Consider the following 25,890-nt stretch of genomic DNA (forward strand, 5'->3'; position numbering starts at 1 on the left):
TTCATTGTCGAGAACCAAGCGCACAGCGCGCTCGCGAACCTCAGCGGAAAACTTGTTCGTCGTCTTGCTCATGATGCTCCATCCTACTCAGGAGTTGGAGCCTCCGGCAAACCCGGTGCGGTTCAGACACCTTCGATAACGAGCAGGTCCACATCACTGACGCCACGGATATGGACATTCAAGGGAACCGAACCCTGAAGCCGGAAGGCGGGATACAGCCCTTCTGAGGAAAGGCCTTCTTTCAGGTTTCGCTCAACCTTCTCGGCTTCTTCGTGCGAAATCTGGGTGGAGCGAGGATCAACCTCCTGCATCGCACCGAGGGCATACTTCGTCGCCTTGCTTGTCGCGCGTTTCTCGTAAGCCTCACCAAAACCTTGGGAGTTAAGAACAATGTTCTGATCGTCCATCCGGCGCATACGCAAACGCGCCAGTCGATCATCAAAATTACGCGGCATTAGGCACGCTCCTCTTCAAATTCATGGTTCCATGCGTGAAGCGGCCGCCGCCGTTGAAATAGCTGCCCTCCGCTGTCTGAAGGTCAGGTTCGAACAGGAGTTCGCAGTGGCCTATATGGGCCTGAAGCTCCGGCTCTCCCGGTTTCGGCTGGTTTCTGTAACTATAGATGAGCCTGTACCGGCGGCCCTCAGGGACCAGAGCCGCCGAGATGCTTTGTGATCCGCTCTGTACTGTGCGGAGGCACACGAAAATCTTCTCGTATTTCTGGGTGATCTCGACCTGACCTGACCATTGCCATTTCGGCTGATGATCCTGGTCATAGGAAAGGCCTTCAAGCAACCAGGTTCCTGAAACATCAGGAATGCCAACAGCGGCGCGAACTCCCTTCCAGCGCCAACCAAACCTATCGAAAACAAAGAACATCGTCGCGAATACTGCGGCTCCTGTGACAGGCCAGAAGACTATCTCCGGAAGACTCAGGTAACCTGCATCCTGCGCGATAGTCATGATAAACCCCGCGCCAGTAGCCAAGGCACCAGCAATCGTTCCTGCGAAGAATGCAATGTACATGCCAATCTTGGATCGGCTATGGCCGACGACTGAATACTCATGCTCGGACAAGGCATACCTTTCTGACTTGGCTCATATTGATGCTTCACCTCACAGAATAACCGCATGTAGACTAAAACTAGAGTCATTCTTAGCTGCTCGGCCCCTGAAAGCTGGACCGTTTGAAGCTAGGCTTCCCTGCTATCCTTTCTGGGCTGGGAGAGGCGCAGACGGCCTTCATCCTAAAGCAGGGCGAGCTAGGCATCTTCGTCGAGACACCTAGGCCCGCAAGCTGCGCACCCAACAGAGGGCCAGGGCCGGTCGACCGTCCGAACGCCCTCTTCAACTTCGCCAAAAGCGGGGCGCCAGCCTTCGGTTAGCTGCCCGCCAAGTGACGCGATACGGCGCGGCGACGCGACGAATACGCGACTGAAAGATTGCGCCGGTTGATCGAGAAGACACTCCAGCGCCACCTCAGCGACCATCGCGTTCACGTAGGCGAGTTCCACCGGCCCATAGGGCTGATAGTGCGCGCCGCAAGCCGGCTCCTCCTGAGCGATGTCGCCGCCATCTGGCCACTCCACTGCGGCGAATTCGGGCGCGCCGGTGCGCCCGATGTGGCATTGCAGGCAGCCGTCCCCCTGGCCGATTGCGACCGCGTGGCCAGCGACGGCATGCGGCTCGGTCCACCCGTAGACAATGGGCCGTTCGCGCCCTTGCCGAACATGCCAGCGGTTGAGCGCGCTCTCGGCGACCCAGTTTCCAGTCGCAGTAACGATCACATCGGCCGCTGCGAGCAGATCCTCGCTGTGCGCGATCAGGTGGTGCAGGCCGCAAGCGCGATATTCGACGTGAAGATGTGGGAAGTCGGACTGCAGTCGTTCGGCCAAGGCATTGGCCTTGTTGCGCCCCACAGCGGTTGCGCCGAGCGGATGACGCCCGACATTGGGCCAGGTTAGCACCTCGGGATCGACCAAGATGAGGCGACCGACGCCCGCTTGGGCCAGCGCGCAGGCGACCGGCGCCCCGACCGAACCGCAGCCGATCACAACAACCGTCGCGCCGAGCAAGCGGTGCGTGCGGGCATCCTGACCTCGCCCATGCACCCAATCGGAATCGGCGCGCTGCACAAGGGTCCTGACGACGGGATTCGCGCCGAAAAAGCGGCCGAGCAGCAGCGACTGTGGGGTATGACCAGGCCGGAATCCCACGGAGAGGGGGGCGTCGGGCGCGCGCGGTCGGCCCTTGCGCCGCTTTGGGTTGAGCACCTTCACCCCAATCGACGCGGCGCCCCCGCGTCCAACAGCGCCGAGCAGCGCCAGCACCTCGTCCGGCTCGCCCTTCGCCACCTGATCCAGAAGCGTTCTAGCATCGCCACTGATCCGCTCCGCCAAGTGATACAAATCGGCAGCCGTCTCGGGGTACTCCACCGGAAGCAGCGGCGCGTCGAGCCAAAGGAACGCGGCCGGCTCGGTCTTTAGCAGGGCCTTATCTCCGAAACGGCGCCGCACCCATTTCGCGATGGCGTCCTCATCCTCTCCGACGACCTCGAGGCCCTTGCCGCGCCACACCCGCACCATGCGCGAGGGAGGCTCGGGCGCGACCAGGCTGAACAGGTTTTCGCCCTGCGAATGCACCCTGTAACCCCAGTAGGTCACAAACTCATCGCGGAAGTCTCGCTCGACGATACTACCTTCCAGCAGCTCCTCGACCAGTTTTACCGAACGATTCAACAACTCCATGGCGACATCGAAGGGATCGTCGGGGTCCCACTCGGCCAAATTCGGCAACAGGCACAGAATCCCGTCGTGCTCGACGTGTGGCCAGGTCATCGGCTCGGGATGGTCAACCAAGGCAGTCCTGATCGGGGTCGTCGGAAACTGCCTGCCGACCACAAGGTCGATCCGGCGGGTTACCCCGTCCGAGAACTCAACGCTAATTCGCCAAGCTGCGACGATCCAATCACGGCCCGGGTAGTCGCTGGCGATCGTCGAGCGGTCGAGGCGCTCGGGTGCCTGGCCCGCCCGTTCGCGCAGGGTCGCTTCGAGCCGAAGCGTTGCCTGTCGCCAGCCGAGATGCAGAAAGTCCTTAGGCATGACGGCCGCCGCCAGCACTGTTGACTGCGCCGGCCGCCGCCGCCGTCGCGCTCAGCAGGGCTGCGGAACTGATGACGGCTGGTGCGGCCAAAGACGCTCTCTGCTCCTCTTCCAGGCGCTCGCTAAAGAAGGTCGTGGCGAACACCTTGTCCCAGCACTTAAGAGCCTTCTCCCGCGTGCAGTCGGCGTCGAAAAGGGGCTCGAGCGTGTGGATCGCATCTGTCAGCTTCTCGCGGAAGTAGCGCGCCTTAGCGTCGTCGGACCCGCTGGTGATCGTATCACCCGGGGTCACCGGGTGGGCGACGACGAGGTTCCAGTCCAGCCGATCACGGATGGCAACCATGGTGTCGTAGAGCGCGCGATCCTCGCGTGCGTTCGCGCGAAACTTCTCGGTCGTCAGGACTGAAATGCCAAAGCCGCTAAGGATCGAGCCACGCCAGCTATAGCGGCTGCGGGCGTACTTCTTCAGATCGCGATTAATGCGGCGCAGCTGGATGCCGTCGGCAGATGCGGCGCGCTGGTCCTCGTACCAATCCGACACATCGCGGGCGTCGGACCGCTTCCAGCCGCTGCTCGCCGCGAGTTCATAATGTACCTCCTCACCGAAAACAGTGTCAGTGACGACGCGGCGGTAGACCGGCAGATCGACATGATAACCCTTCTCATAGAAGATACGGACGCAGTTCGACCGCACCTCGGGCGCTGTCTTGAACTTGCCGTCGTCGACCGCGTTGCGCACCATCCAGCGCGCTTGGAGGGACGTCATCTCGGCGCCGCGATCGCCGACCAGATCCTTTTTATGGAAGTAGACACCGTCGTCGATGTCGTAGTCGTTGTCGGGATCGCGACACATCGTCTTCATGGCGTAGCTGCCCTGTTTGACGAACTCGATCGGCTTAGGCTTGCCGGCCTTTTCCAAGCCGTTCCGCAGCCGCGTCCGGTTTGAGTCGCGACGGTCGCGCATCACATCCTGTTCAGCCTTGGGCAGAGTTACGTCCTGGTCATGGTAAGCACGTACATCTTTGGAGCAGTCGAACATCACCTTATCCTTCCTCATTGTTGGTGGAAGCGCGACGCCAGACGGCACCAGTCGCCGGCATCGCTGGTAGGTCGTGCATGAGGCGGCTGATCATGCGCCCCTCCTCGCTGTTGGGATCGTCACAAGCGCTCTTGGTCAGATCGGCGTCGGTGTGCGCCTGACCGACCAGCCGATCCATCGCCTCTTGCCGGGTGTCGTCGAGGGCGAGATATGGCATCATGCTCGCCGGCACCGGCTTGTTGGGAAAGCGTACGCGCCGGATCGAACGGCCGCAGTTGCTGATGGCGTTGGTCAAGAGCCGCGCCATGTGGTCGAAGGCGAACTCCTGTGCCGATATGCTGAGCGGCGCGACATCGGCGCCAAGAGACCAGTCGAGCATGGAGCGGTGCGCACTCTCTGCGTCGAGGTGATCACCCTCGGGGCGCGGGCATGTGCCGAGTGAGTAAATCTCGATCGGACGGTCGGGCGGCGCCACCGTCAGCGCATCGACGAGTCCAACCATGATCGGATTGTTGGCCCAAAGTCCGCCATCGGCGAACACCTGCTTAGGCCCACCTGGCGAGTTTGGATCATCGATGGCGGCCAGTGAGCGGTAGATGGGCGCGGCGCTCGTCGCCATGCAAACGTCGACCAGCGGATACCGATCGTCGCGCACCCCGCTCTTGGGCGTCTTCTTGAAGACCCAGGCCCGGTGCTCGCTCATCAGCACCGTCGGAATCGCGAGCGATATGCCGCGCCCGACAAACACGTCAAGCATGGTGACGTCATCAAGCACGCCGTGCAGGGCCTCACGTAGTGCCTTGTCGCCCTCACGTACGAAACGGCTGCCCTGGCTCGCGCGGTAAATTGCGCTGCGTTTGCCCTTGATCCGATGCGGGAAAATCTTGGGGCCGTGCTCGCGATAAAGTGCCACGACTTCCGTCATCGGCCGCCCGACGGCCAACGCGCAGCCGACGATCGCGCCGGTGCTGGTCCCGGTGATCAAGTCGAAGCCGCGTCCCAGATCGAGGGCCGTTTCGCCCTGAATGCGCGCGAACTGATCAGTCAGGCGGGCGAGAAACGCCGCCGTATAGATGCCCCGCATCCCTCCACCGTCCAGACTGAGAACTCGGTAAGGTCTCTCAGTGTCCTGTTTTTGCTCGACTTCCATCATCCGCGCGACGCTTCCTTTTTTTGCGACTCGGTTGCCATCATCGCCGATTACGTCTACAAGATGTGAGGGTTTCCGATCATCCAGTCAAGTAACTAGATGTGAATATCTGGATGTAGTCATGTTTATGGATGGACAGAGCATGGAAGAAGAGGGCGATCGCCTGCGGTGGGGTGTCCAACGACGCCTAGAGTTCATTGATTTTCGGCTGTTCTGGGATGGACGCTTCAATCGCAGCGATCTCACTGCCACCTTCGCCATCTCGGCTCAGCAAGCGTCAGCTGACATTGGGCAGTACGAAAAGTTCGCACATGCCAACCTCCGATATGATCGCGCCGAAAAGGCTTACATCCGTACTGACGACTTCGTGCCCGCCTTCATCGGCAAGACGATCGAGCGCTACTTGCTGCAACTAGTCGCGATCGAGAACCGGTGGATGCGCCCAGAAGACACTTGGTTCGACGCTACCCCACCAGTGGAGTTGACCACGCTAGGTCGGCGGCCGACCGACTCGACAGTTTTGCTGCGGGTACTGGACGCAATTCGTAGACGTCAGGAAATTGACATCAGTTACGCCTCGCTAACTGGCTCGACACAGCCGTCACGAACCATAGCTCCGCACGCCCTCGCTCACAGCGCTGGTCGCTGGTACGTTCGCTCCTGGTCGAAAGATCACAACGACTTCCGAGACTACAACCTGAACCGCATCGCAGCGGTTAGCGATCATAGACCCGCCGCTATCGACATAAGTCTGGATTTCGAGTGGATCCATCAGATCAATCTTGACATTCGGCCCAACCCTAAGCTGTCGGCAGAGCGCCAAGCCGCTGTAGCAGCCGAACATGAAATGACAGACGGCCGCTTGTTGCGGCCTTGTCGCTTGAGCCTCAGCTTCTACCTGATGAGCGAGTATAACCTCGATGTTGAGCCAGGTATCCTCAAGCCTGAGAAGCAGCAGATTGTACTACAAAATCGAGACGAGGTAACTCAGGCGCGAGCCTTGTCGCGCCAGATGTCGATTGAAGCACTTGCGCGCGCTTCCCAGGGGACAAGATCGTGAAAAGCGAGGATCGAATGCCAATTGCTTGGCCAAAGCATCGCTGGCTGTCATGGCGATAGCCGCCAGTCTCCTGTTCGGAAGTCTCGCCCGAAATGATCATGAAGAGGGGTCCGATACCGACCTTCTGATGATCAATCTTGAAAACGAAACGCGCCATGTCTCGGTTGGACACCTTTCCCTTTTCGTCTATCCATGGCGAAAGCTTGAGCAAGACGCACAGTCGGGTGACCTTTTCACTTGCCACCTTGTTCATGAAGCTAAGGCGCTCATGGATCCTGACGACTATCTGGCGCAACTTCAGCGATCATTCCGGTTTCGTCCAAGCTATGAGGAGGAGATCGAGCGAGCATCGGATCTCGGTTGGTATCTCGTCCTATTCGGTGACGACCTGAACGCGGCGTTGCTTGCTAAACGCGTGCTTTGGTGTGTCCGAACAGTCCTGATCGCGCGCAGCGCCGAGCAGCGGGCTCCAATCTTCGCCCCCAAAGAACTCGCCAAGCAGACTCGGGTGCAGCCTGCACGGGATTTGCTGACTCGCCGCCATTATCAGCGCGACAACGCCAGTCTCCGGCAGGCTTTGCAGAGGTTTCTGGAAACCGAACTTCCGTCAACGCACCCACCAATCGGTGCGGATAGGAACATGTTTCTCACTCAGTTTGTGGAGACCTCAAACAAGGTCGCTTTGCAGACCCTCAAGCAGGAGGACCAGAGCCGGGCAGGCTATTTATAGATCTGGCGATACGCTTGGGTAGCGCCAACGAGTGCGGCAGAATGCTACGCTTGAGTCGTGAGCCGCAGCCGATGAGCGACCAGCCCAGTGCGTGGCCGAGATGGGCCGCCACTGCGAATGTGTGACCAATGTTGCCACACAGCTCGAAGCCCGCTTAGAGATTATTAGGTCTCACACCATAGTTCACGATCGGTCGGCGCATCGGCGCCGTGCCTGAATTGGAGATCGAAAAGCTGGGGCCGACAAAGAAAATCTCCATCACCATCAGGCCTCCATGATCCATGGCGCCGACGAGTAGAGTGTCGCTCGAGAAAACGGTGTATTCTGCCCAGGTAGCAGACACGTGGCTCCTGCCACCTACATGGAAAAGGACGTTAATAGTAGGAAACCTCCACGTCCGTCTTGGTAGAGGTTTGCCTCAAGTTTATTCGACCGTACGTCTTTCTATCGGTGTAGTAGTAGCCCGACAACTCCAAATCTTGCGGCGCCTTGAGTGCAGCGTTACGCACATCCAAAATGGTAGACCCCGTATAAGATGGCCACTTCACGTTCAAAGGGGTTGAGCGAAAGGTATAGTACAACTTAAACTGCCCGGCCTCGATCACAGGTGTAGTTTCAAGTGTCAGAGACTTTGACGTTTCGGTGTGGAGGTCGATTTGCACCTCAATAAGATTCTGCCTAACTGCTGCTCTTGCCGGAATTTTTCGTCCGTCTTCAAGGACAATCTCACCTTCCCACGTTCCATTCAAATCAGGATAAAGAGAAGAGTTGAATTTTTTGAGAACTTTCCATATTGCTCGTGATGTTGAATTGGTCGTAATGGCAAGGATGACGATTAGAACCACCCAAGGAGCAACGGACAAAAGGCGAACGATTGGTAATTCGCTCTGCAGTACTCGCTCAGCACCCCAGTAAGCGAAAATGCTCAAAGCGGTCGTCGCGACGGCAACATAGCGAAGCAAATACGTAAAATTAATGACCCTAAACATCTTTGCCAATCGAGCTGAAGTTGCACACACGAGCTTTCCCTGTGCTTTTTGCATAGAGAAGTGCCACATATGATTCCCTTAGAGAATTTCCAACCCCGATGGAGAAAGAAATATCGTCACCGCCGATAAGTGCTACTTTCTGATACAATGACAATGTATCTATTTGATCCTCTTTTAAAGCGCCGGTCACACCATCTGCGGCACAAAAGAGAACATCGTAGCCCAAACTTAAGAGCAATTCTGAAATCTGTCGGGTCTTTAGGTCGATTAAGTCCTTAGTTGCCTTGAGGTTTTCCACGCGATTAGCAAGGTAGCTGCTTGCAAGTTTTCTGCCGACATCATCGCCATCAATCGCGACATATATCATTCAAGACTCCACTTTTTTCCGCGCAATGGATTTCTAGCGATTTCCATCTATATAAGAGCGCGCCGCGCGGGTGCGGTCTCATCAAATACATCAATCGTAAACCCGTTGCCAAGCGATTTTGGGTCTATAGCAGTGGCGTTCACGGAAGGTAGCCATTGCTGATTTCCGCATGCTCAACGACGTATGCCACGAGGCTGCACGCCGACCCTCACAAGCCCTTGACCACAGCGTTCGCTGCGCCGCGCACCGACGTCCGCCTCTCGGGTTCGTCTCAGGTGCGGTGCCGCAACGCACACATCCGGCTTCACTTCCGCTCAGGACCAATACGCGGCACCCTGCTGCGCGCTGTTTGAATGGCCACTTGCTCGGTGTCGCCGCGGAGGCCGAACGGCGGCTTTGGAGAACGCGGCGAAGCAGCATCGATCGAGGTCGACCGGCAGCTAAGGGCCGCCTGCCGGGGTTCTCAACGTCGGATGGATCGCGCCTCTCTTTCGGCCAAGGGGGCTACCGAACGCCGGAGCCTGATGACGTCGTTAGACACATTGAGCCGACAGCCGATTTGCATTGGCACGCGGTAGTGGTAGTCCTCGACCCAATGAGGACCTGACCATGACCCGAGAGCCATTCTATGAAGATCCAGCCCTAGATCAGTCGGTGGAAGAAATCGAAGCATTCCTCCGATCTCGGGTGGTGGGTGACGAGGTCGCGATCCACAATCCTCAGGGCGGTCTAAGGCTGCTAAGTATCGAGCTTGCTAAGGTCACCGAAGTTCGAGCGCGCGGGCGGCTTTGGACGGACAAGTCTGCTCATTACGGCGACAATCGCTGGTTCGTGAAATCCGGAAAGAACTGTGGCGCACCAACTGGACAGTCGCGGCTGGTTATGCCGACCGAAGATGTCCGACGGTACGCAACGGAGCGCCGGTTCGCACTCGATTCACGCCCGTTTACGGGAGAACGCGCCCAAGAGATTCTTGCGGAGGGGGAGGGAGGCACACGAGGGTCAAAATGATCTGGCGGTGGCCGACACTATGATCGGGCCGTCGGCCGAAAAGTCTCAATGCCGGCAACGCCAACGCTCCGACGACCGAATTGCTACCGCGCCTGTCGAATGACCGTTGTCGGGAGCGCAGTAGCGCAGCGTCCCTCAGAGTTGATCGGCCGCTTTGGGCCGACTAGGCATGTCACTTAACGTTTCGGCCAGTCCCAGGTAATCGGTGCTGCCGCTGGGATAACCGTCTCACCAAGGGATTTTGAGAGTTCGTGCCCGAGGGCTCCGGCTTCCGACAGTTGCTCGACCAACTGCGTGGCGTGGGTAACGATGATAATCTGGCAGCCCAAAGCGGCCTGAATGATGAGCCGTGCAAGTGCCGGCAACAAATCCGGGTGCAAACTCGTCTCGGGCTCGTTCAGCACCATCAATTTGGGTGGCCGGGGCGTGAGCAGCGCGGTTACGAGCAAGAGATAGCGAAGTGTGCCATCTGACAACTCGCGTGCAGCCAAGGGGCGAAGCAGACCGCGCTGATACATGCGAAGCTCTAGCAGCCCACTAACCTCGCCAACCTCAATACTTGCTCCGGGGAAGGCGTCTTCAACGGCGTTATCCAGCGCCGGACCATCGCCGATCTCCCTGATGGTCTGAAAGGCAGCGGCCAGATCAGCACCGTCCGAAGCCAGTACCGGGCTGCGCGTTCCAACGCGAGCTGACCGTGCAGGCGCCTCAGGATCGGTACGGAAGTGATCGTAGAATCTCCAACCGCGCATCCGCTCCCGCAGATCGAGGAGTTCCGGCAATGTTGCTGGATCTGCCGCGTGCATAAGCATGCTTTCATAGGGGGCCAAGCGGATCGGCAACGCAGTTTTCTGGCCACGCGCGCCCATCACCGTCACAGCGGGGCCGTTGCGAGTGGCAATGGAGTTGCGCAGCCCCAGCCGATCCCCCACCCAGATTGCCTCGGCTTTTATTTCTGGGTCCAGCCCAAACATGGTCGCTGAGGGGATCGGCAAGCCAAGGTCGACAGCGTAGCCATAGTCCTCCGATGCGAATCCGAGACGCAACGCGACCGGCGCTTTGCGGCGCGTACCTTGTACCTCCACCTCGCCAGCGCGCATCGCACGCGAAACCGTCTCAGGTCCAGCCCAGAGCGTAGAGTGCAGCCCTCCCTCGGCTGCCAGTGCTGCAATGGCCCGGCCTTGCGCAACGTCTGCCAGCAGGCGCAATGCGCGGTAAAAGCTGCTTTTTCCACTCCCATTGGGGCCAGTTACGACTGTCAGCCGTTCGAGCGGCACCACCAGGTCGCGGATCGAACGATATCCGGAAATGGCCAATGTGTGGAGCACGGGGCCTCCGATTTTTCAGAATGAACGGCAATTTGCTATGGTCGATGGCGTGATCAAGCCAGCTTCACCACGCCCACACGGTCACGAAACACTACAAGGACTGTTCTTGGGAATACAGCCACCCAGCGTAAGCGGGGGCAACTATCGGGAATAGTGCAATACTCCCAGCAACCTGGAGCACATCCAGAATGTTCAGTCCGGAAGCGTTCAACTGCTCAGCGTGTTTATGATCGACAAATTGCAGCATGAACGGACTTATCCCTCTTCTGGCATGGACGGCTCGGACGGTGAAAAGATTGTGACGGCCTTTCTCGACCGATGTCTTTCGGTCGACCTCGAGGTCGATCCCGCCCGCGCGAACATCTTTGCCTTTGCTGCGGTGCGCTGCTCCGACGAAGTGAAAGTCGTTTTTCAGAGAGGCGACCGTGATGCTGCACTGGACCAGCTCGAGCGGCTCACAGGCGAGGCAGACTATCTGATCGGGCATAATGTCATACGTCACGATCTTCCGCATCTGGCCGCTGTACGTCCTAGCTTTGCCGAACTTGCCAGAAAGCCGATTGATACACTCTGGCTGAACCCTCTCGCCTTCCCTCGCAATCCTTACCATCATTTGGTGAAGCACCATCAAGATGGCCGTCTGCAAGCCGGGCATGTGAATGATCCTGAGCTGGATGCGAGGCTTGTTCTTATGGTTTTGCAGGATCAGATTTCGGCCCTCGATGCACTGAACGCTGAGACCCCGACAGCTCTGACGGCCTACCATTTTCTAACCACCCTCATGCCGGACGGCGGTGGGTTTGATGCTCTGTTTTCTGCGATCCGCAAAGCCCCTCGCCCCGGCGCGGTACAGGCAGAGAGGGCAATCACGGAACTTCTGGCCGGACAGGCTTGTGCTCACCGCATCCGCCAGACGCTCGGGAGGTTGTCGTCGCCACAGCTAGGCTGGCCGATGGCCTACGCCCTTTCCTGGATTTCTGTAGCGGGCGGTGACTCCGTCATGCCGCCCTGGGTCCGGGCCCAGTTCCGCGAGGCCTCGCTCATCGTCCGCTATTTGCGTGACCGGGCCTGTGATGATCCTGACTGCGAATGGTGCCGGGAAAAGAACGATCCGAAGAAGGCTCTCGCGCGATGGTTTGGTTTCGACAACTTCCGGCCCGAGCCTAAGGATGATGCCGGCGTCCCGCTTCAGGAACGGATCGTCGCCGAGGCAATGGCCGGAAGATCTGTGTTGGGTATTCTGCCCACCGGCACCGGGAAGTCCGTCTGCTATCAAATTCCGGCTCTGGCGCGCTTCGACAAGATAGGCTCACTGTCGGTGGTGATCTCGCCGCTGGTCGCGCTAATGGCAGACCAGGTGCAGGGGTTGGCGCGGCAGGGGATCAGTGGCTGCGTCACTATCAACGGGCTGCTGTCGATGCCGGAACGTCAGGCTGCACTTGATCAGGTGCGAATGGGCGATGCCTCAATGCTGCTGATTTCGCCGGAGCAGCTGCGCAGCCCATCGGTGCGATCCGTGCTGGCACAACGCGAGATTGGCTACTGGATCCTGGATGAGGCGCATTGCGTGTCGAAATGGGGCCATGATTTTCGGCCGGATTATCGCTATGTCTCGCGTTTCATCCGCGAGTTCTCCGGCGACGACAATCCGGCACCTATCGTCTGCTTGACGGCGACCGCCAAGCCCGAGGTCGTGCGCGACATTCGCGACCATTTCCAGTCGCGCCTTGGGGTGACTCTTACTCTGCTAGACGGCGGCGCCAAACGGCACAATCTGACCTTCGAAGTTCTTGAAACTCATCGCAACCGCAAGCTGGCGGATATTCTTGATGCGATCGACCGGGCGCTGCCACGCGAAGGAGCCTCCGGCGCCGTTGTCTATTGCGCGACACGATCAGCGACAGAGCGCGTCGCAAACTTCTTGCAGCAACAGGGGCTTTCCGCCGATTTCTTCCATGCCGGCCTGACGCCCGAGCGCAAGCAAGAGGTGCAGGAACGGTTCCGAGTCGGTGAGTTGCGGATCATCGCCGCGACCAATGCCTTCGGCATGGGAATCGACAAGCCGGATATCCGTCTGGTCGTGCATGGCGACATTCCCGGCTCGCTGGAGAACTACCTTCAAGAGGCTGGTCGCGCGGGTCGCGACCGCAACCCGGCGGTCTGCGTGTTGTTGTTCAACGCCGAAGATGTCGAACGACAATTTTCACTCTCGGCCCGATCCCGGCTGGCGCGGCATGAGATCGGGGCGATCCTCAAGGCGCTACGCCGCCTCGACACCCGGGGAAAGCATGGTGGCGAGGTCGTGGCCACGCCGGGCGAGATCGTCCGTGAGGAGACCGACCAGGAATTTGAGCGGGACAAAAACACCGATGATACAAGGGTGAAGACGGCCGTTGCCTGGCTTGAAGAGTCTACGCTTCTGACCAGGGAAGAGAACAAGGTCTCGGTCTTTCCGTCCTCGTTGAGGATCCGCACTATTGCAGAAGCACAAGACATTCTCGCCCGGGCCCTGATCACGGAGAAGCGGCGCAAGCAACTGTTGGATCTGGTGCGGCACCTGATGAACGCATCGCCCGACGCTGGTGTTTCCACCGACGAATTGGCGGGCGTCAGCGGGTTGACCGGCAACGCCCTGCGCACGGCACTATCGGATCTCGAGGCTCTTGGTATTGCCAATGATGATACCAAGATCACAGTATTCGTGCATGTCGGCGTGGAGAACGGCTCAAAACAGAGGTTCCACGCGATGGGTGGGCTGGAAAGCGCCCTGATTAGCACCATGCGCGAAGCCGCCCCCGATGCCGAGACTGGAGAGGCTCAGCCTATGAATCTGGCGGCAACCTGTCAGTCATTGCGGGATCAAGGTCATATCGGCGTCCGTCCTGACCTCATTGAGCTCCATCTGCGCAGTTTCGCGCATGACGGCCGTGATGAAGATGGCGGGCGTGGGAACATCAATCTGCGCAAGGCGAACCGCAACACCTGTCTTATCCGCCTGCAGCGCTCATGGGACATGCTTGCGCGCACCGCCGAGCTGCGAAGGCGGGGAGCGGAACTGCTGCTCCAACATTTGGAAGGCCTCGTGACCAAGGGCACGCGTGGCAAGGACATTCGGGTGGAAACCACCATGGGACAGCTTCAGGCGGCGCTGACTGGCGACGTCCTTCTGAGAGGTGAGATCCGCGATCCGAACAAACTGCTCGGCCGGGCGCTGATGTGGCTTCATGAGCAAGGCGTGGTCACACTCGGGCGCGGTCTTACCATTTTCCGCCCAGCAATCACAGTCCACCTCAACCCGGAAGGCGGACAATTCACCCAGAAGGACTTCATCCCGCTCGAAGAACACTACAGCGAGCAAACCGTGCAGACCCACATCATGGCGGCTTATGCCGAGCGCGGCCTGAAATCCATGGATCAGGCGGGGCTTCTTTCGCAGGACTACTTTCGGCTCGACAAAGAGAGCTTCCTGAAGCGATGGATGCCGGACCGGACGGGTGAGCTGCGCCGCCAGACCACGCCGAGAAGTTGGAGCCAGATTGTCGAGAGCCTCGGTAATCCAGTTCAGTCAAGGATCGTGTCCGACGATCGCGAGCAGACCAATGTGCTGGTGCTGGCCGGGCCGGGATCTGGCAAAACCCGTGTGTTGGTACATCGGATCGCCTTCCTAATCCGGGTAAAGCGGGAGGATCCACGCGGGATACTGGTACTGACTTACAACCGCCATGCAGCGGTCGAGGTGCGGGAGAGGCTGCGGGCGCTGATTGGCGATGATGCCAACGGCGTCACGGTTTCGACATGCCACGCACTGGCGATGCGGCTTGTCGGCGCGAGCTTTGCCGGTCAGGCTGACGAAGCGATCCCGCGGGATTTTGACAAGATCGTGTTGGACGCAGTGAACCTGCTTCGGGGCGATGGCCTGTCTAAGGTTGAGGCCGAAGCGCTCCGCGAGACGTTGATCCAAGGCTATCGCTGGATTCTGGTCGATGAATATCAAGACATCGGCCCAGAGGAGTACCAGCTTGTCTCGGCCGTTGCCGGTCGTTCGATCGACGACCCCGATCAGCGGCTGAGCCTCTTTGCGGTGGGGGATGACGACCAGAACATCTACGCCTTCAACGGTGCTTCGGTAGAGTTCATCCGCCGGTTCGAGGAAGATTATTCGGCAAAACCAGTCTATCTGATCGAGAACTACCGTTCCACGACTGCCATTGTCGATGCCGCCAACAAAGTGATTGGCGTCGCCCAGGACCGGATGAAGGCGGGGCACGACATCTCGGTCAATCGGGCCCGGTCAAAGGCACCCGCTGGCGGGGCGCTGACGGCGATGGATCCGGTTGCTCAAGGCCGTGTGCAGGTACTTCGCACGTCGTCGGATCCGGCAGCACAGGCAATCGCAGCCGTTGATGAGTTGATACGGCTGTCCCGGGTGATCCCCGACTGGTCATGGTCGGCGGCCGCTATCATCGCCAAAGAATGGCGCTTCCTCGAACCAGTCCGAAGCTATTGCGAGGCACGCGGCATTCCGGTGCAACTGGCCGGCGAGGCCCGACCACCGTTCTGGCGATTGCGCGAAGTACAGGCTTTTGTCGCGTTTCTTCGAGCCGCGCCTTCGAAAGCGCTGACCGTAAACGGAATGCTCAGTTTCGTTGCGCTGCAGGAGCAAACCCGTTGGTGGGATCTGATCGCTGACGCGATCACGGCCGTCGGCGCCGAGCTGGCAGGCAAGGCAGCGCCAATCACTGATATCATCGAATGGCTGGCAGAGTGGATGCGTGATGCACGACAAGAGCAGCGCGGGTTGCTCTTGCTGACCGCCCACCGCGCCAAAGGGCTCGAGTTCGAAGACGTGGTTATCCTCAATGGCAATTGGGATCGAACATCGCGGGAGGAAGACCCTGATGCGCCACGGCGCCTTTTCTATGTCGCGATGACTCGGGCAAAGCGAAGTTTGGCCATAATGTCATCCGACCAACGACATCCGATCCTGCAAGATGCAGCCAATACGCTCCTGATTAGGCCCATCGCTTCCAGCGCAGAAGATAAGGTGCAGGCCGACCTAAAATACCAGAGTATCGAGCCGAAAGATGTCGATCTGTCCTGGGCCGGCAGGCTTCCAGCCCAGCATCCAGCACATGCTGGGCTGGCGGCGCTGAAGACCGGTGATCCTGTGCTTCTTGCGCTTGTTGACGGCCGCTGGATGATCCGTAGTCAAACGGGCATCAATCTGGGCAGGATGGCCAAAGGTTACGAGCCGCCGGACGGTTTGCAGTTCATCCGCGGCACTGCCGCCGCGATCATTCGCTGGCTGAAGGTCGATAACGGCGAAGAGTATCAGGCAACACTCAAGAGAGAGCAATGGGAGGTCGTCCTGCCAGAATTTGTGTTCGGTGTCGGCGCGGCCCGGTAGTTTCGGCCCTTACCTGCCGGTCGACCTCCGCAAATGCTGCATAGCCGCATACCCGGAAGCTGCCGTTCATCTCGCTCCGCAGCAAACACCCACCCGACACACGATCAAGCGCGATGGGAATAGCTCTGTTGCGCACCTCGGCTCGGACGGCTTTGTTGATCGCCGCATGTTGATTGGCGATCTGGCCACCGAGGTCATCGGGCCGAATGGTAAGGGTGAATGCCTCTGGATCCTGCACCCGTGCAGTTTCGAAAATGGTCACATCCGAGCCGAGATCAGGCACGGTTCACGCTGTCCTACCTGACCCGCATGCTGCGCCTGACGCTGCTCGCACCCGATAATGTCGCGGCGATCCTTGACGGACGGCAGGGGCCTGACGTGACGCTGGCCCTGCTGATGGAGCCGGTTCCGGCAGAGTGGACGGAGCAGTTTCAATCGCTTGTGGCCGCATGACGCCATCCGGCTTGCGTGCGATGAAGTTAGCGGCTTAGTCTGCCGCAGTAAATGGCGGCAATGTCAGCTCGATATCGGGGCGCTCGGCAAGGCTGCTCCCGTCCGATAGTAGAGAGCGACAATGGAAGCTGCCGAGCGCACGATCAGCCAGATTTTGACCGAACAGATTCGTTACGAGATTCCCGCGTATCAGCGCCCGTATTCATGGGAAAAGGGCAATGTCGAGCAACTGCTCGACGATATATGGGAGGCTTACGAGGCCAACGACGAAGAATACTTCATCGGATCGCTCATCACCATCGAGCGCGAGAAGGGCCGCCTCTACGACGTCGTTGACGGTCAGCAGCGGCTGACGACGCTGAACCTCATCTTTTCCCGGCTCCGGGATGCGGTCGATGAACCCGCCAAATCCGAGCTTGGACGTCGTGTCCTGCCACGCAACGCCCTGACGGGGGAGGAGGAAACTCCGCGCCTGACGTTGCGCCAGCGCGACCAGAGCTTCTTCCGTCGTCATGTTCTTGCCGGTCAGGCCATCCCGGATGCTGTCCGCAAGGAGATCGTCAAGGAGCAGGATGCGCCGAAGCAGCGGATCGTCGAAAACCTCGAAGCCATAGACGCCTTCATAGGCCAGCACGACCAGAAGACGCTGAAGCTCTTTGCCAATTTCCTGCTCAGCAAGGTCTACGTCGTCTTCGTGACCACGGCATCCTGGCAATCCGCATATCGCCTCTTCAACGTGCTGAACGCCCGCGGCATGGCGCTGTCGAATGCCGACCTGATCAAGAACATGCTTTTCGCCCGCCTCGGCGGCAATTCGGCACGAAGCGGCGAGTTGGACGAGGCGTGGCTTGAACTGGAAGAGCAGATCGGCATAGAGCGCCTGGACCAGTTCATGGCGCATCATCGCAGTTCCATCGTGGCCACCAAGGCCCGCAAGGCATTGCATGAGGAGTTCGAGCCGCTGGTCGATGCGGCTGAAAGCCCGTTCTCGTTTCTCGACGAGCTGAATACCTCCGCCAGGAACTATCTGCGCATCCTGCGCAATGATTTCGAGGCACCTGCGGCACGCCGTGCCGTCAGGTCATTGCAGCGTGTGGCATTCGAGGAATGGATTCCGCCGCTTCTGGCCTTTCTCAACCGGCCAGAGCCTGTGCCGATCGAGGACGAGAACCCGGCGCCAGGGTTGACCGAGGATGAGTTCGTCGACCTGCTTGAGCGGATCACCTATCAGAACTGGATCAGGCGGCTTGCGTTTACCGCACGCCTCACGGTGTATTTCCAGCTGATTACGGCGATCCGGGCTGGCAAGTCAGCTGATGACATTCGGGCCATTTTCCGGGGCAATGCGAACGATGACGAGTTCCGTTCGCTGATTGACGGGGAGGTCTATGGTCGGCCTTTCGCTCAGGCTGTTCTTCTGCGCCTTGAGGAGGCCGATCAGGATGAATCGGTCACCAAGGATTTCGGCGGCAAGATTACCATCGAGCATGTCCTGCCGCAGGCGCTGAAGGATGCTTATTGGCGCCAGCGTTTCACCGATGACGATCATCGCATCTGGCTGCATCGCCTTGGCAATCTGGCGCTGCTGGCAGGGATCAAGAATTACAAGGCAAAATTTTATTCCTTCGACCGCAAGAAGGAGGTCTTCTCCAAGAAGAACGACAAGGTCTCGTTCGACACCACTAAGCCAATATTGGCGGCAGACGAATGGACGAAAGATCAGCTGGCCACACGCCAGGTTGACCTTGTCGGCCGTGCGGTAAGGGTCTGGTCGTTGACCGTACCGGCGGTCCCAGCCATCTCCGGCCAGCCTCTTGTGGTCGAAACGGCATAGGTGGATTTCGGGGTGAACTTATGAACGAGGCCGATACCTGCCGCAAACTGGTCGTCCCGAAGCTGCAGGAGGCGGGGTGGGACGACCGGCCCCATGCCATCAACGAGCAGCGGACGTTCACGGATGGCCGGATCGTCTTCGTCGGCGGCAAGGCTCGCCGGGGCAAGCAGAAGCGCGCGGACTACGTTCTGCGCTACAGCCCCGATTTCCCGATTGCCGTAGTGGAGGCCAAGGCGAGGTATCGACATGCCGCCGACGGACTCCAGCAGGCCAAGGATTACGCCGAAGTTCTCGGCCTCAAGTTCGCCTACGCCACCAATGGCGCCGAGATCGTGGAGTTCGACTACACGACCGGGATCGAGCGCGTACTGGATGCGTTCCCAGGTCCAGGGGAGCTATGGGCGCGTCAGCGTGCGGCAGAGGGGCTGGATGACCCGGTTGCCGCCGAGCGGCTGCTGACTCCGAACTTTCCGGACCGCGCCAAGCCTCTGCGATATTATCAGGAAATCGCCGTCAATCGTGCCGTCCAAGCGGTGCTTCAGGGGCAGAAGCGGATCCTGCTCACGCTCTGCACAGGGGCGGGCAAGACTGCCGTTGCCTTTCAGATCAGCTGGAAGCTGTGGTCGGCGCGCTGGAACGGCAAAGGGGTGAACCGCACACCGAAGATCCTGTTCCTCGCTGATCGCAATGTCCTCGTCGATGATCCGATGGCCAAGGATTTCAGCCCGTTCGGCGACGCGCGCCACAAGATTGCCGGCGGCATCGCGATCAAGAGCCGCGACATGTATTTCGCGATCTACCAGTCTATTGCGCGGGACGAGAACCGGCCCGGGCTTTACCGGGAGTATCCTCGGGATTTTTTCGATCTGATCATCGTGGACGAATGCCACCGAGGCAGCGCGCGCGACGACAGCAACTGGCGCGAAATCCTCGAATGGTTCGAGCCCGCAACCCAGATCGGCATGACCGCAACGCCCCGACGCGAGGAGAACGTCGATACCTACACCTATTTCGGCGATCCCCTGTACGAGTACAGCCTGGCGCAGGGGATCGCGGACGGCTTCCTCGCGCCTTACCGCGTGCATCGGGTGATCACCGACTACGACGCGGCGGGCTGGAGGCCGAGCCGGGGGGAGCTGGACCGATACGGCAGGGAAATCCCTGACAACGAATACCAGACCCGGGATTTCGAGCGTGTCGTCGCCCTGCGTGCCCGGACCCGCGCCATCGCCCGCCATCTTGCAGGCTTCATGGCCGAGATCGATCGCATGGCCAAGACCATCGTGTTTTGCGTCGATCAGGAACACGCGCTGGAGATGCGGCAGGCGCTGGCGGAGCTGAATGCCGATCTGGTGCGCGACAACCCGGACTATGTCTGCCGTGTCACCGCCGACGAGGGCGACATCGGCCGTGGTCACCTGTCCAAGTTCCAGGACGTGGAGACTAGCACCCCGGTCATCCTGACGACCTCGCAGCTTCTGACCACCGGCGTCGATGCGCCAACCTGCAAGAATGTGGTGCTGGCCCGCACCGTAGGCTCGATGCCCGAGTTCAAGCAGATCATCGGTCGCGGCACCCGGCTTCGCCCCGACTACGGTAAGCTTGCCTTCAATATCATCGACTATACCGGCACCGCGACGCGCATGTTCGCGGATCCGGCCTTCGACGGCGACCCGGTCCGCGAGGCGGAATCCGTCATCAACGAGGAAGGCGAGACCATCGAGGAGCGCGAGGCCGAGGACGTGGCGCCCGAACCGGGCGACCTTCCTGACACCCCCGAGAGACCGGAACCGCCCTTGGGCGATCCCGATCCCGAGCCGGGTCCGCGCAAGTTCTATGTCGATGGCGGCGAGGTGTCGGTCGTCCGCCACCTCGTCTATGAGCTAGATGCCGAAGGCAGGAAGCTCGCCTGCCGGCAGTTGACCGACTATACCGGCGACAAGGTCCGCACCCTTTATCCCAACGCCTCGGAACTGCGCTCCGACTGGCTTGACCCCGAACGCCGCGCAGAAATCATCGAGCGGCTTGAGGAAAAGGGCATCGACCTTGACACCCTGGCCGAAGCCGTCGGCAAACCCGAGGCCGACCCTTTCGACCTTCTGTGCCATCTCGCCTACAACGCGCCCCTGCGCACGAGGCGCGAACGGGCCGACCATCTGCTGCACGAGCAGGATGTATTCCTCGCCCGTTTCAGCCCCGAGGCGCGCGAAATCCTCGACGCGGTTCTGGAAAAATACGCCGAACACGGCAGCGCCCAGTTCAAGCTGCCCGATATTCTCGAAGTGCCGCCTTTCAATGAATGGGGCAACGTCATAGAGATCGCCAGACGCTTCGGCGGGGGAAAGGAGCTTCGCAGCGCCGTCACCGAGCTGCAGCGACTGCTCTATATCGCCTGACCTGAAGGAATGCTCCAATGGCCAAACCCGCCCGCAAGAAGGCTGCGCCCAAGCAACTAACGACCGCCCAGCGTCTCGACAGCATCATCAAATCCGCCCGCAAGATCATGCGCAAGGACAAGGGGCTGAACGGCGATCTCGATCGCCTGCCGATGCTGACCTGGATCATGTTCCTGAAATTCCTCGACGACATGGAACGGATCGAGGAGGAACGCGCCGAACTGGCCGGCACGGATTATCGCCCGATCATCGAAGCCCCTTACCGCTGGCGCGACTGGGCCGCCGAGGTGGGCGGCATCACCGGCCCCGACCTTCTGGCATTCCTGGCCGCGGAAAAGGCCGAACGCCCCGACGGCACCAGGGGCGCCGGGCTGTTCGCCTATCTGCGCGCGCTGCGCGGCGACAACGGCCGCCGAGAACGCCGCGACGTGATCGCCACCGTCTTTCAGGGTTTCACCAACCGCATGGAAAGCGGCTATCTGCTGCGCGACGTGGTGAACCTGATCGACGGCATCCATTTCGATTCCTCCGAGGAGGTCCACACCCTCGGCCGCCTTTATGAGACCCTGCTGCGCGAGATGCGCGACGCAGCGGGCGACTCGGGCGAGTTCTACACCCCGCGCCCCGTCGTGCGCTTCATGGTCGCGGTCACCGATCCCCAGCTTGGCGAGACCATCCTCGACCCGGCTTGCGGCACTGCGGGCTTCCTGACCGAATCCTTCCTGCACCTGGAACGCCAAGCCGATACCGTCGAGAAACGCCGCATCCTGCAGGACCGCAGCGTCATGGGCGGCGAGGCCAAGTCACTGCCCTTCCTGCTAGCGCAGTTGAACCTGCTTCTTCACGGGATGCACGCGCCCAAGATTGACCCCGGCAACGCCTTGCGCTTTCGCCTGAACGAGATCGGTGAGGCCGAGCGCGTGAACGTTATCCTCACAAACCCGCCCTTTGGCGGCGAGGAAGAGGCCGGGATCCTCACCAACTTCCCCGAGGACCGGCGTACCTCCGAAACCGCGCTGCTGTTCCTGCAACTGATCATGCGGCGCCTGAAGCGCGCCGGACGTGGCCGCGCCGCTGTTGTCGTGCCACATGGCACGCTGTTCGGCGACGGCATCGGCGCGCGCATCAAGGCTGACCTGTTGCAGCAGTTCAATCTACACACCGTCGTGCGCCTCTGCGATGGCGTCTTCGCCCCCTATACCGACATCCCGGCCAACCTGATCTTCTTCGATACCACCGGCCCCACCCGCGACATCTGGTATTACGAGATGCCCCGCCCTGAGGGGCGCAAGAAATACTCCAAGACCGCTCCCATGGCCTGGGAGGAGTTCGCGCCCTGCCTTGACTGGTGGCAGGACCGGCAGGAGAGCGACCGCGCCTGGAAGGTGGATGGGCCGTCCCTGATCCAGCGCGACGCCGATGGCCGCGTCATCGCGTGTAACCTCGACCTCAAGAACCCCCATGCGCTTGAGGCAGAGGACCACCGCCAGCCCGTTGAGATCGTCGAGGCGATCACTGCCCGCGAGCGTGAGATCATCGCGATCATGGACGACATCCGTACTGAACTGGCGGAGGGGCTGTGATGGTGCAGACGATCCGGGTTGGGGACTTTCTTAGCCGATCAGAGGAATGGGTCGAAACCCGACCGGATGAGCGATACAAGCAGATCACCGCCCGTCTTTGGGGCAAGGGCCTCACATTGCGGGGCGAGGCCCTCGGATCAGAGATCGCGGCAAGTCGCCAGATCAGGGCGCGGGCGGGGCAGTTCCTGCTATCGCGGATCGACGCTCGGCACGGGGCATATGGCATCGTGCCCGCCGAGCTCGACGGCGCCCTCGTGAGCAACGATTTTCCGTGCTTCGACATTGACGCGACAGCAATACTGCCGGGCTATTTCCTTTGGTATTCGAGCACTGACGCTTTCATCGACCTGTGCCGCCGTTCCAGCGAGGGTTCCACAAACCGGGTTCGCCTGAAAGAGCCCGCGTTTCTCGATATGCGCATTCCCCTTCCACCCCTAGCCGAGCAGAAGGGCATCGTGGCGCGTCTGGATCGGGTGGCGGGGTTGATCAGAGCCCGGATAGAGGCCGCCGCCGCGATGGAGGCCGACCTGCAGGCGATGCTGGCCCGAGCCTTCGCTCGCTGCATCGACGCCGCCCCCCGCCGCCCCATGGCCGAAGTCGCCCCCCTGATCCGCCGCCCGGTCGAGATCGAACCGGACGGCGCCTATCCCGAACTCGGCGTCCGCTCCTTCGGCCGCGGCACCTTCCACAAGCCGGTGCTGCCGGGTTCAGAGGTTGGCACAAAGAAGCTGTTCGAGATCGTACCCGGCGATCTGCTGTTCAACATCGTGTTCGCATGGGAAGGTGCCGTCGCCATCGCGCAACCCGCTGATACTGGCCGCGTTGGCTCGCATCGCTTCCTGGCCTGCGTGCCCGAACCGGTGACAGCAACCGCAGACTTTCTGCTGTTCTATTTCCAGACGCCAGAGGGGCTGCAACGCCTTGGCGAAGCCTCACCCGGCGGGGCAGGCCGCAACCGGACCCTAGGTCTGAAGAAGCTTGAAACCATCGAAGTCCCTGTGCCGTCGCTTGAAACCCAACGCTGGTTCGACCGCCTTCAGGCCAAGGTTCGCCAAATCCGCGACATCCGTGCTGCATCGGCCCGCGACGCCGACGCCCTGATCCCTGCGCTTCTGCATCAGGTCTTCGGCGCCGGTAACAGGGCCGCATGACCGGCAACGGTGACCTGCCCGACCTGCTGTCCGACCTGACCGATGTGGACTTCGCCCGGCATCTTCAGGCCGAGATGCACGACGACCTGTGCGGCTAGTCTCCCGTTTCCGTATGCTGACCGAATTCAGCGGCGATCTTGGACGGAACGGCACGATGATCCCCGGTGGCCATGCGGCCCTCCATGCCTGGATCGAAGCGGGCTCGCCTTTCGCCCGCGACCACCTGCGATACAGCTCCTTGTGCAAAGGCCATTTCACAGACTCACCCGCATAGCCCTAGAAAACAATGAAAAAATCCGGTCGCAGCCGGATCGGGAGAACGCTTTCGCGAGGGCAAGTGGCTGGCGGATGAGCATAAAACGGAGAAATCGCGTGCAATTTTGTCTGAATACAGTTTACCCATCCGCTTCGATTACATCTTCATCTACCAAAATTGCAGCGGCCTTTCTCTTACGTGCTTTTTTGCGACCCGCCGCCGCAACAGAGGCATCTGCGATAAACATTATGCTGCCTGGTACGCCCATGAGCTGTAGCGACTTCATACTCCGCATGAGACTAATGCGCGAAAAGAGAGGTAGGTTCAGAGAACGACCCTCGCTGTCTTTCCTTGTCACGATACCGAATATGATACCGTATTGGCGGTCTCGAACATTTTGAACGAGAGGATCGGCATTCGCTTGCGTCACCGCATCGCGAACAAGCACTTCCAAGCGATCAACCGAGGTTGGATCAAGTCGCAAAAGCTCAATGGCATTTACGCCCTGGTTGAAAAGATGACTGAGCTGCGCCGACAGTGTAGAAACCTTGATATGATAGAAGATTGCTCTTCCGCCGCGAACCGCAAGTAGATCACAAGGCTCAACCTGTCGCTGTCCGGGTGGGCTGATATTCTTCATGTCGAGGCAAGCTATCGTAGGGTCAGCGCCAGCGACAGCTTGGTTGTAGTCACCTTCGGTGTCGTGATTGTAGCTAGACAGATCACTCGGGACGCAAAGCGGATCGAGGTAGGCTTGCAGTCTGGCAATGTAGTCATTGTCGATCCGATACCACTCACCATCACATAGGTGAAAGGTTTGTGCCGCTGCGCCCGGCAGAGCCGTGTCATAAACGAGGCTCTTGAAGATGCTATGCTTATCGCGGCTCGCACCTTCTTCGTCAGTCAAAATGAGTTTGTGCCGCTTGAGGGTCTCAATGTCCATGTCTGCCAGATCGACCTGTTGGAGGTCGAGATATTCATAATATCTACCTATAAAAACGTCATCATAGATTTCGGACTGCCTCGCGCCAGAGAACATAACGTAAAGATTGTCGTTATAGTTGATTATTTCAGGCACGGTCAGATTTAGGTCCGGGTCCCGGGCCTGGAATGCCGAAAGTAGATTTTCATTTAATGCTGAAATCTCAATAGGATCTCGGACAGGTACGATATTTTGTATTTCGGGAAATGATGTTTTGTAGTCGTCATTGTTGTAGAGCGCAAGCAATGCAGCACAAAGTGCCTCAAGGCCATCGGACAAAACATCAGTGCTAATCCGTAAATTGCTGCTACCTGTTGCATGACGGAAAAGGTCGCGATGCTCGTTTTTGACCTTGCCGGTCAGACTCCGCAGAACGGTGCTGTCCCGATCAAAGTCGAAGAATGTCAGCTCTGATTCGATAGGCAACTGTGTGCGCTGCCTCTTGGCCGCACCAGGTTCAACCGTGTCAGTACTCTTTAACTTCTGCGGGTCAAGACTATTGAGCGTAACCCGAAGCCCGAAGTCATACTCGTAACTGGAATCTCTAAGATTATGGGAGACATGCCCGAAAGATAGAGCGAAGCAGCGATCCCCTACCGGCAAAAATATCAATGCGCCCTTGTTAACTTGCGACAGGTTCGCCCCAATCCCGAAGTAAGCGCGCCACCACGGCGGGCGTGGTTGGCTGTCTAGGATAAATATTGAGGCTCCCCTTGGAAGATTGTCCGCTTCAATGTCCGGCTGTAGAAGATTGCCTTCTTCAAGAGCCGTTTCCGCGTCAAATCCAGTCTTCAACAAGTAAATCGAGAAGGATCGGATTTTCGTCATGGGTTATCCTGTGAGTTCAATTTTGCTCTATTCTGATTGGAATTTAAGCATTTTAATCGAAACACACTTTTGGTCCAGCCTTACTTTACAGCCCACTGTGAACCGCACCGGGTTTGCCGGAGGCTCCAACTCCTGAGTAGGATGGAGCATCATGAGCAAGACGACGAACAAGTTTTCCGCTGAGGTTCGCGAGCGCGCTGTGCGCTTGGTTCTCGACAATGAAGG

The 25,890-nt window shown here is 59.4% G+C and carries 17 protein-coding genes; 8 read left to right on the forward strand and 9 right to left on the reverse strand.

What is annotated here, in order from left to right; translation table 11 throughout:
• Positions 1-122: 122 nt before the first annotated feature.
• From HOY34_RS20680 to HOY34_RS20700, 5 genes are all read right to left on the reverse strand, one after another.
• Entirely contained in the window at positions 123-455 is a 333-nt protein-coding gene (locus tag HOY34_RS20680; RefSeq protein ID WP_172366416.1) for a hypothetical protein, read from the reverse strand.
• Positions 445-1,077, reverse strand: coding sequence for a Cap15 family cyclic dinucleotide receptor domain-containing protein (locus tag HOY34_RS20685; protein WP_157971295.1), 633 nt, complete (start codon positions 1,075-1,077; stop codon positions 445-447). The genes HOY34_RS20680 and HOY34_RS20685 overlap by 11 nt, the downstream gene beginning before the upstream one ends.
• A 185-nt stretch (positions 1,078-1,262) precedes the next feature.
• Positions 1,263-3,101 carry a ThiF family adenylyltransferase gene (locus tag HOY34_RS20690; protein ID WP_172366418.1) on the reverse strand — a complete coding sequence of 613 codons (1,839 nt, stop codon included), beginning with the start codon at positions 3,099-3,101 and terminating at the stop codon, positions 1,263-1,265.
• The gene (locus tag HOY34_RS20695) at positions 3,094-4,140 is read right to left on the reverse strand and encodes a cyclic GMP-AMP synthase DncV-like nucleotidyltransferase (protein WP_172366420.1); all 1,047 of its coding nucleotides are present in this window, start codon (positions 4,138-4,140) and stop codon (positions 3,094-3,096) included. The genes HOY34_RS20690 and HOY34_RS20695 overlap by 8 nt, the downstream gene beginning before the upstream one ends.
• 4 nt (positions 4,141-4,144) lie before the next feature.
• Positions 4,145-5,293, reverse strand: coding sequence for a patatin-like phospholipase family protein (locus HOY34_RS20700; protein WP_172366422.1), 1,149 nt, complete (start codon positions 5,291-5,293; stop codon positions 4,145-4,147).
• A gap of 118 nt (positions 5,294-5,411) precedes the next feature.
• On the opposite strand from HOY34_RS20700, the gene HOY34_RS20705 reads away from it, so the two are divergent.
• On the forward strand, positions 5,412-6,350 hold the full coding sequence (locus HOY34_RS20705; RefSeq protein ID WP_253944588.1) for a WYL domain-containing protein: 939 nt from the start codon (positions 5,412-5,414) through the stop codon (positions 6,348-6,350).
• Positions 6,351-6,375: 25 nt separating this feature from the next.
• A complete protein-coding gene (locus HOY34_RS20710; protein WP_172366424.1) occupies positions 6,376-7,080 on the forward strand; it encodes a nucleotidyltransferase family protein in 705 nt (234 codons plus the stop codon).
• A gap of 374 nt (positions 7,081-7,454) precedes the next feature.
• On the opposite strand, the gene HOY34_RS20715 is transcribed toward HOY34_RS20710, so the two are convergent.
• The 3 genes from HOY34_RS20715 to HOY34_RS20725 all read right to left on the reverse strand — a co-directional run bounded on the left by HOY34_RS20715 (position 7,455) and on the right by HOY34_RS20725 (position 10,775).
• The gene (locus HOY34_RS20715) at positions 7,455-8,138 is read right to left on the reverse strand and encodes a Cap15 family cyclic dinucleotide receptor domain-containing protein (protein WP_216654864.1); all 684 of its coding nucleotides are present in this window, start codon (positions 8,136-8,138) and stop codon (positions 7,455-7,457) included.
• The gene (locus HOY34_RS20720) at positions 8,062-8,436 is read right to left on the reverse strand and encodes a mCpol domain-containing protein (RefSeq protein WP_216654865.1); all 375 of its coding nucleotides are present in this window, start codon (positions 8,434-8,436) and stop codon (positions 8,062-8,064) included. The genes HOY34_RS20715 and HOY34_RS20720 overlap by 77 nt, the downstream gene beginning before the upstream one ends.
• Before the next feature lie 1,187 nt (positions 8,437-9,623).
• Positions 9,624-10,775 (reverse strand): AAA family ATPase, encoded by a 1,152-nt coding sequence (locus HOY34_RS20725; RefSeq protein ID WP_172366426.1) that lies wholly within the window; start codon positions 10,773-10,775, stop codon positions 9,624-9,626.
• A 271-nt stretch (positions 10,776-11,046) separates the two neighbouring features.
• Between HOY34_RS20725 and HOY34_RS20730 the strand changes: the two genes are divergently transcribed.
• The 6 genes from HOY34_RS20730 to HOY34_RS20755 all read left to right on the forward strand — a co-directional run bounded on the left by HOY34_RS20730 (position 11,047) and on the right by HOY34_RS20755 (position 23,599).
• Positions 11,047-16,182, forward strand: a complete 5,136-nt coding sequence (locus HOY34_RS20730) for a RecQ family ATP-dependent DNA helicase (protein ID WP_172366443.1) — start codon at positions 11,047-11,049, stop codon at positions 16,180-16,182.
• Positions 16,183-16,401: 219 nt separating this feature from the next.
• Positions 16,402-16,635 (forward strand): hypothetical protein, encoded by a 234-nt coding sequence (locus tag HOY34_RS20735; RefSeq protein WP_172366414.1) that lies wholly within the window; start codon positions 16,402-16,404, stop codon positions 16,633-16,635.
• 121 nt (positions 16,636-16,756) lie between these two features.
• Positions 16,757-18,469: a DUF262 domain-containing protein gene (locus HOY34_RS20740; RefSeq protein WP_172366428.1), complete on the forward strand. Its 1,713-nt coding sequence runs from the start codon at positions 16,757-16,759 to the stop codon at positions 18,467-18,469.
• Between the two features lie 20 nt (positions 18,470-18,489).
• A complete protein-coding gene (hsdR, locus tag HOY34_RS20745; RefSeq protein ID WP_172366430.1) occupies positions 18,490-20,865 on the forward strand; it encodes an EcoAI/FtnUII family type I restriction enzme subunit R in 2,376 nt (791 codons plus the stop codon).
• Between the two features lie 17 nt (positions 20,866-20,882).
• Positions 20,883-22,448 (forward strand): class I SAM-dependent DNA methyltransferase, encoded by a 1,566-nt coding sequence (locus tag HOY34_RS20750; protein WP_172366432.1) that lies wholly within the window; start codon positions 20,883-20,885, stop codon positions 22,446-22,448.
• A complete protein-coding gene (locus tag HOY34_RS20755; protein WP_172366434.1) occupies positions 22,448-23,599 on the forward strand; it encodes a restriction endonuclease subunit S domain-containing protein in 1,152 nt (383 codons plus the stop codon). Before HOY34_RS20750 ends, HOY34_RS20755 begins: the two co-directional genes overlap by 1 nt.
• A 395-nt stretch (positions 23,600-23,994) precedes the next feature.
• On the opposite strand, the gene HOY34_RS20760 is transcribed toward HOY34_RS20755, so the two are convergent.
• Positions 23,995-25,665 carry a DUF6119 family protein gene (locus HOY34_RS20760; protein ID WP_172366436.1) on the reverse strand — a complete coding sequence of 557 codons (1,671 nt, stop codon included), beginning with the start codon at positions 25,663-25,665 and terminating at the stop codon, positions 23,995-23,997.
• Positions 25,666-25,890: the final 225 nt, after the last annotated feature.

Origin of the sequence: Pseudogemmobacter hezensis (genome assembly GCF_013155295.1) — a bacterium.
Classification (GTDB): domain Bacteria; phylum Pseudomonadota; class Alphaproteobacteria; order Rhodobacterales; family Rhodobacteraceae; genus Pseudogemmobacter; species Pseudogemmobacter hezensis.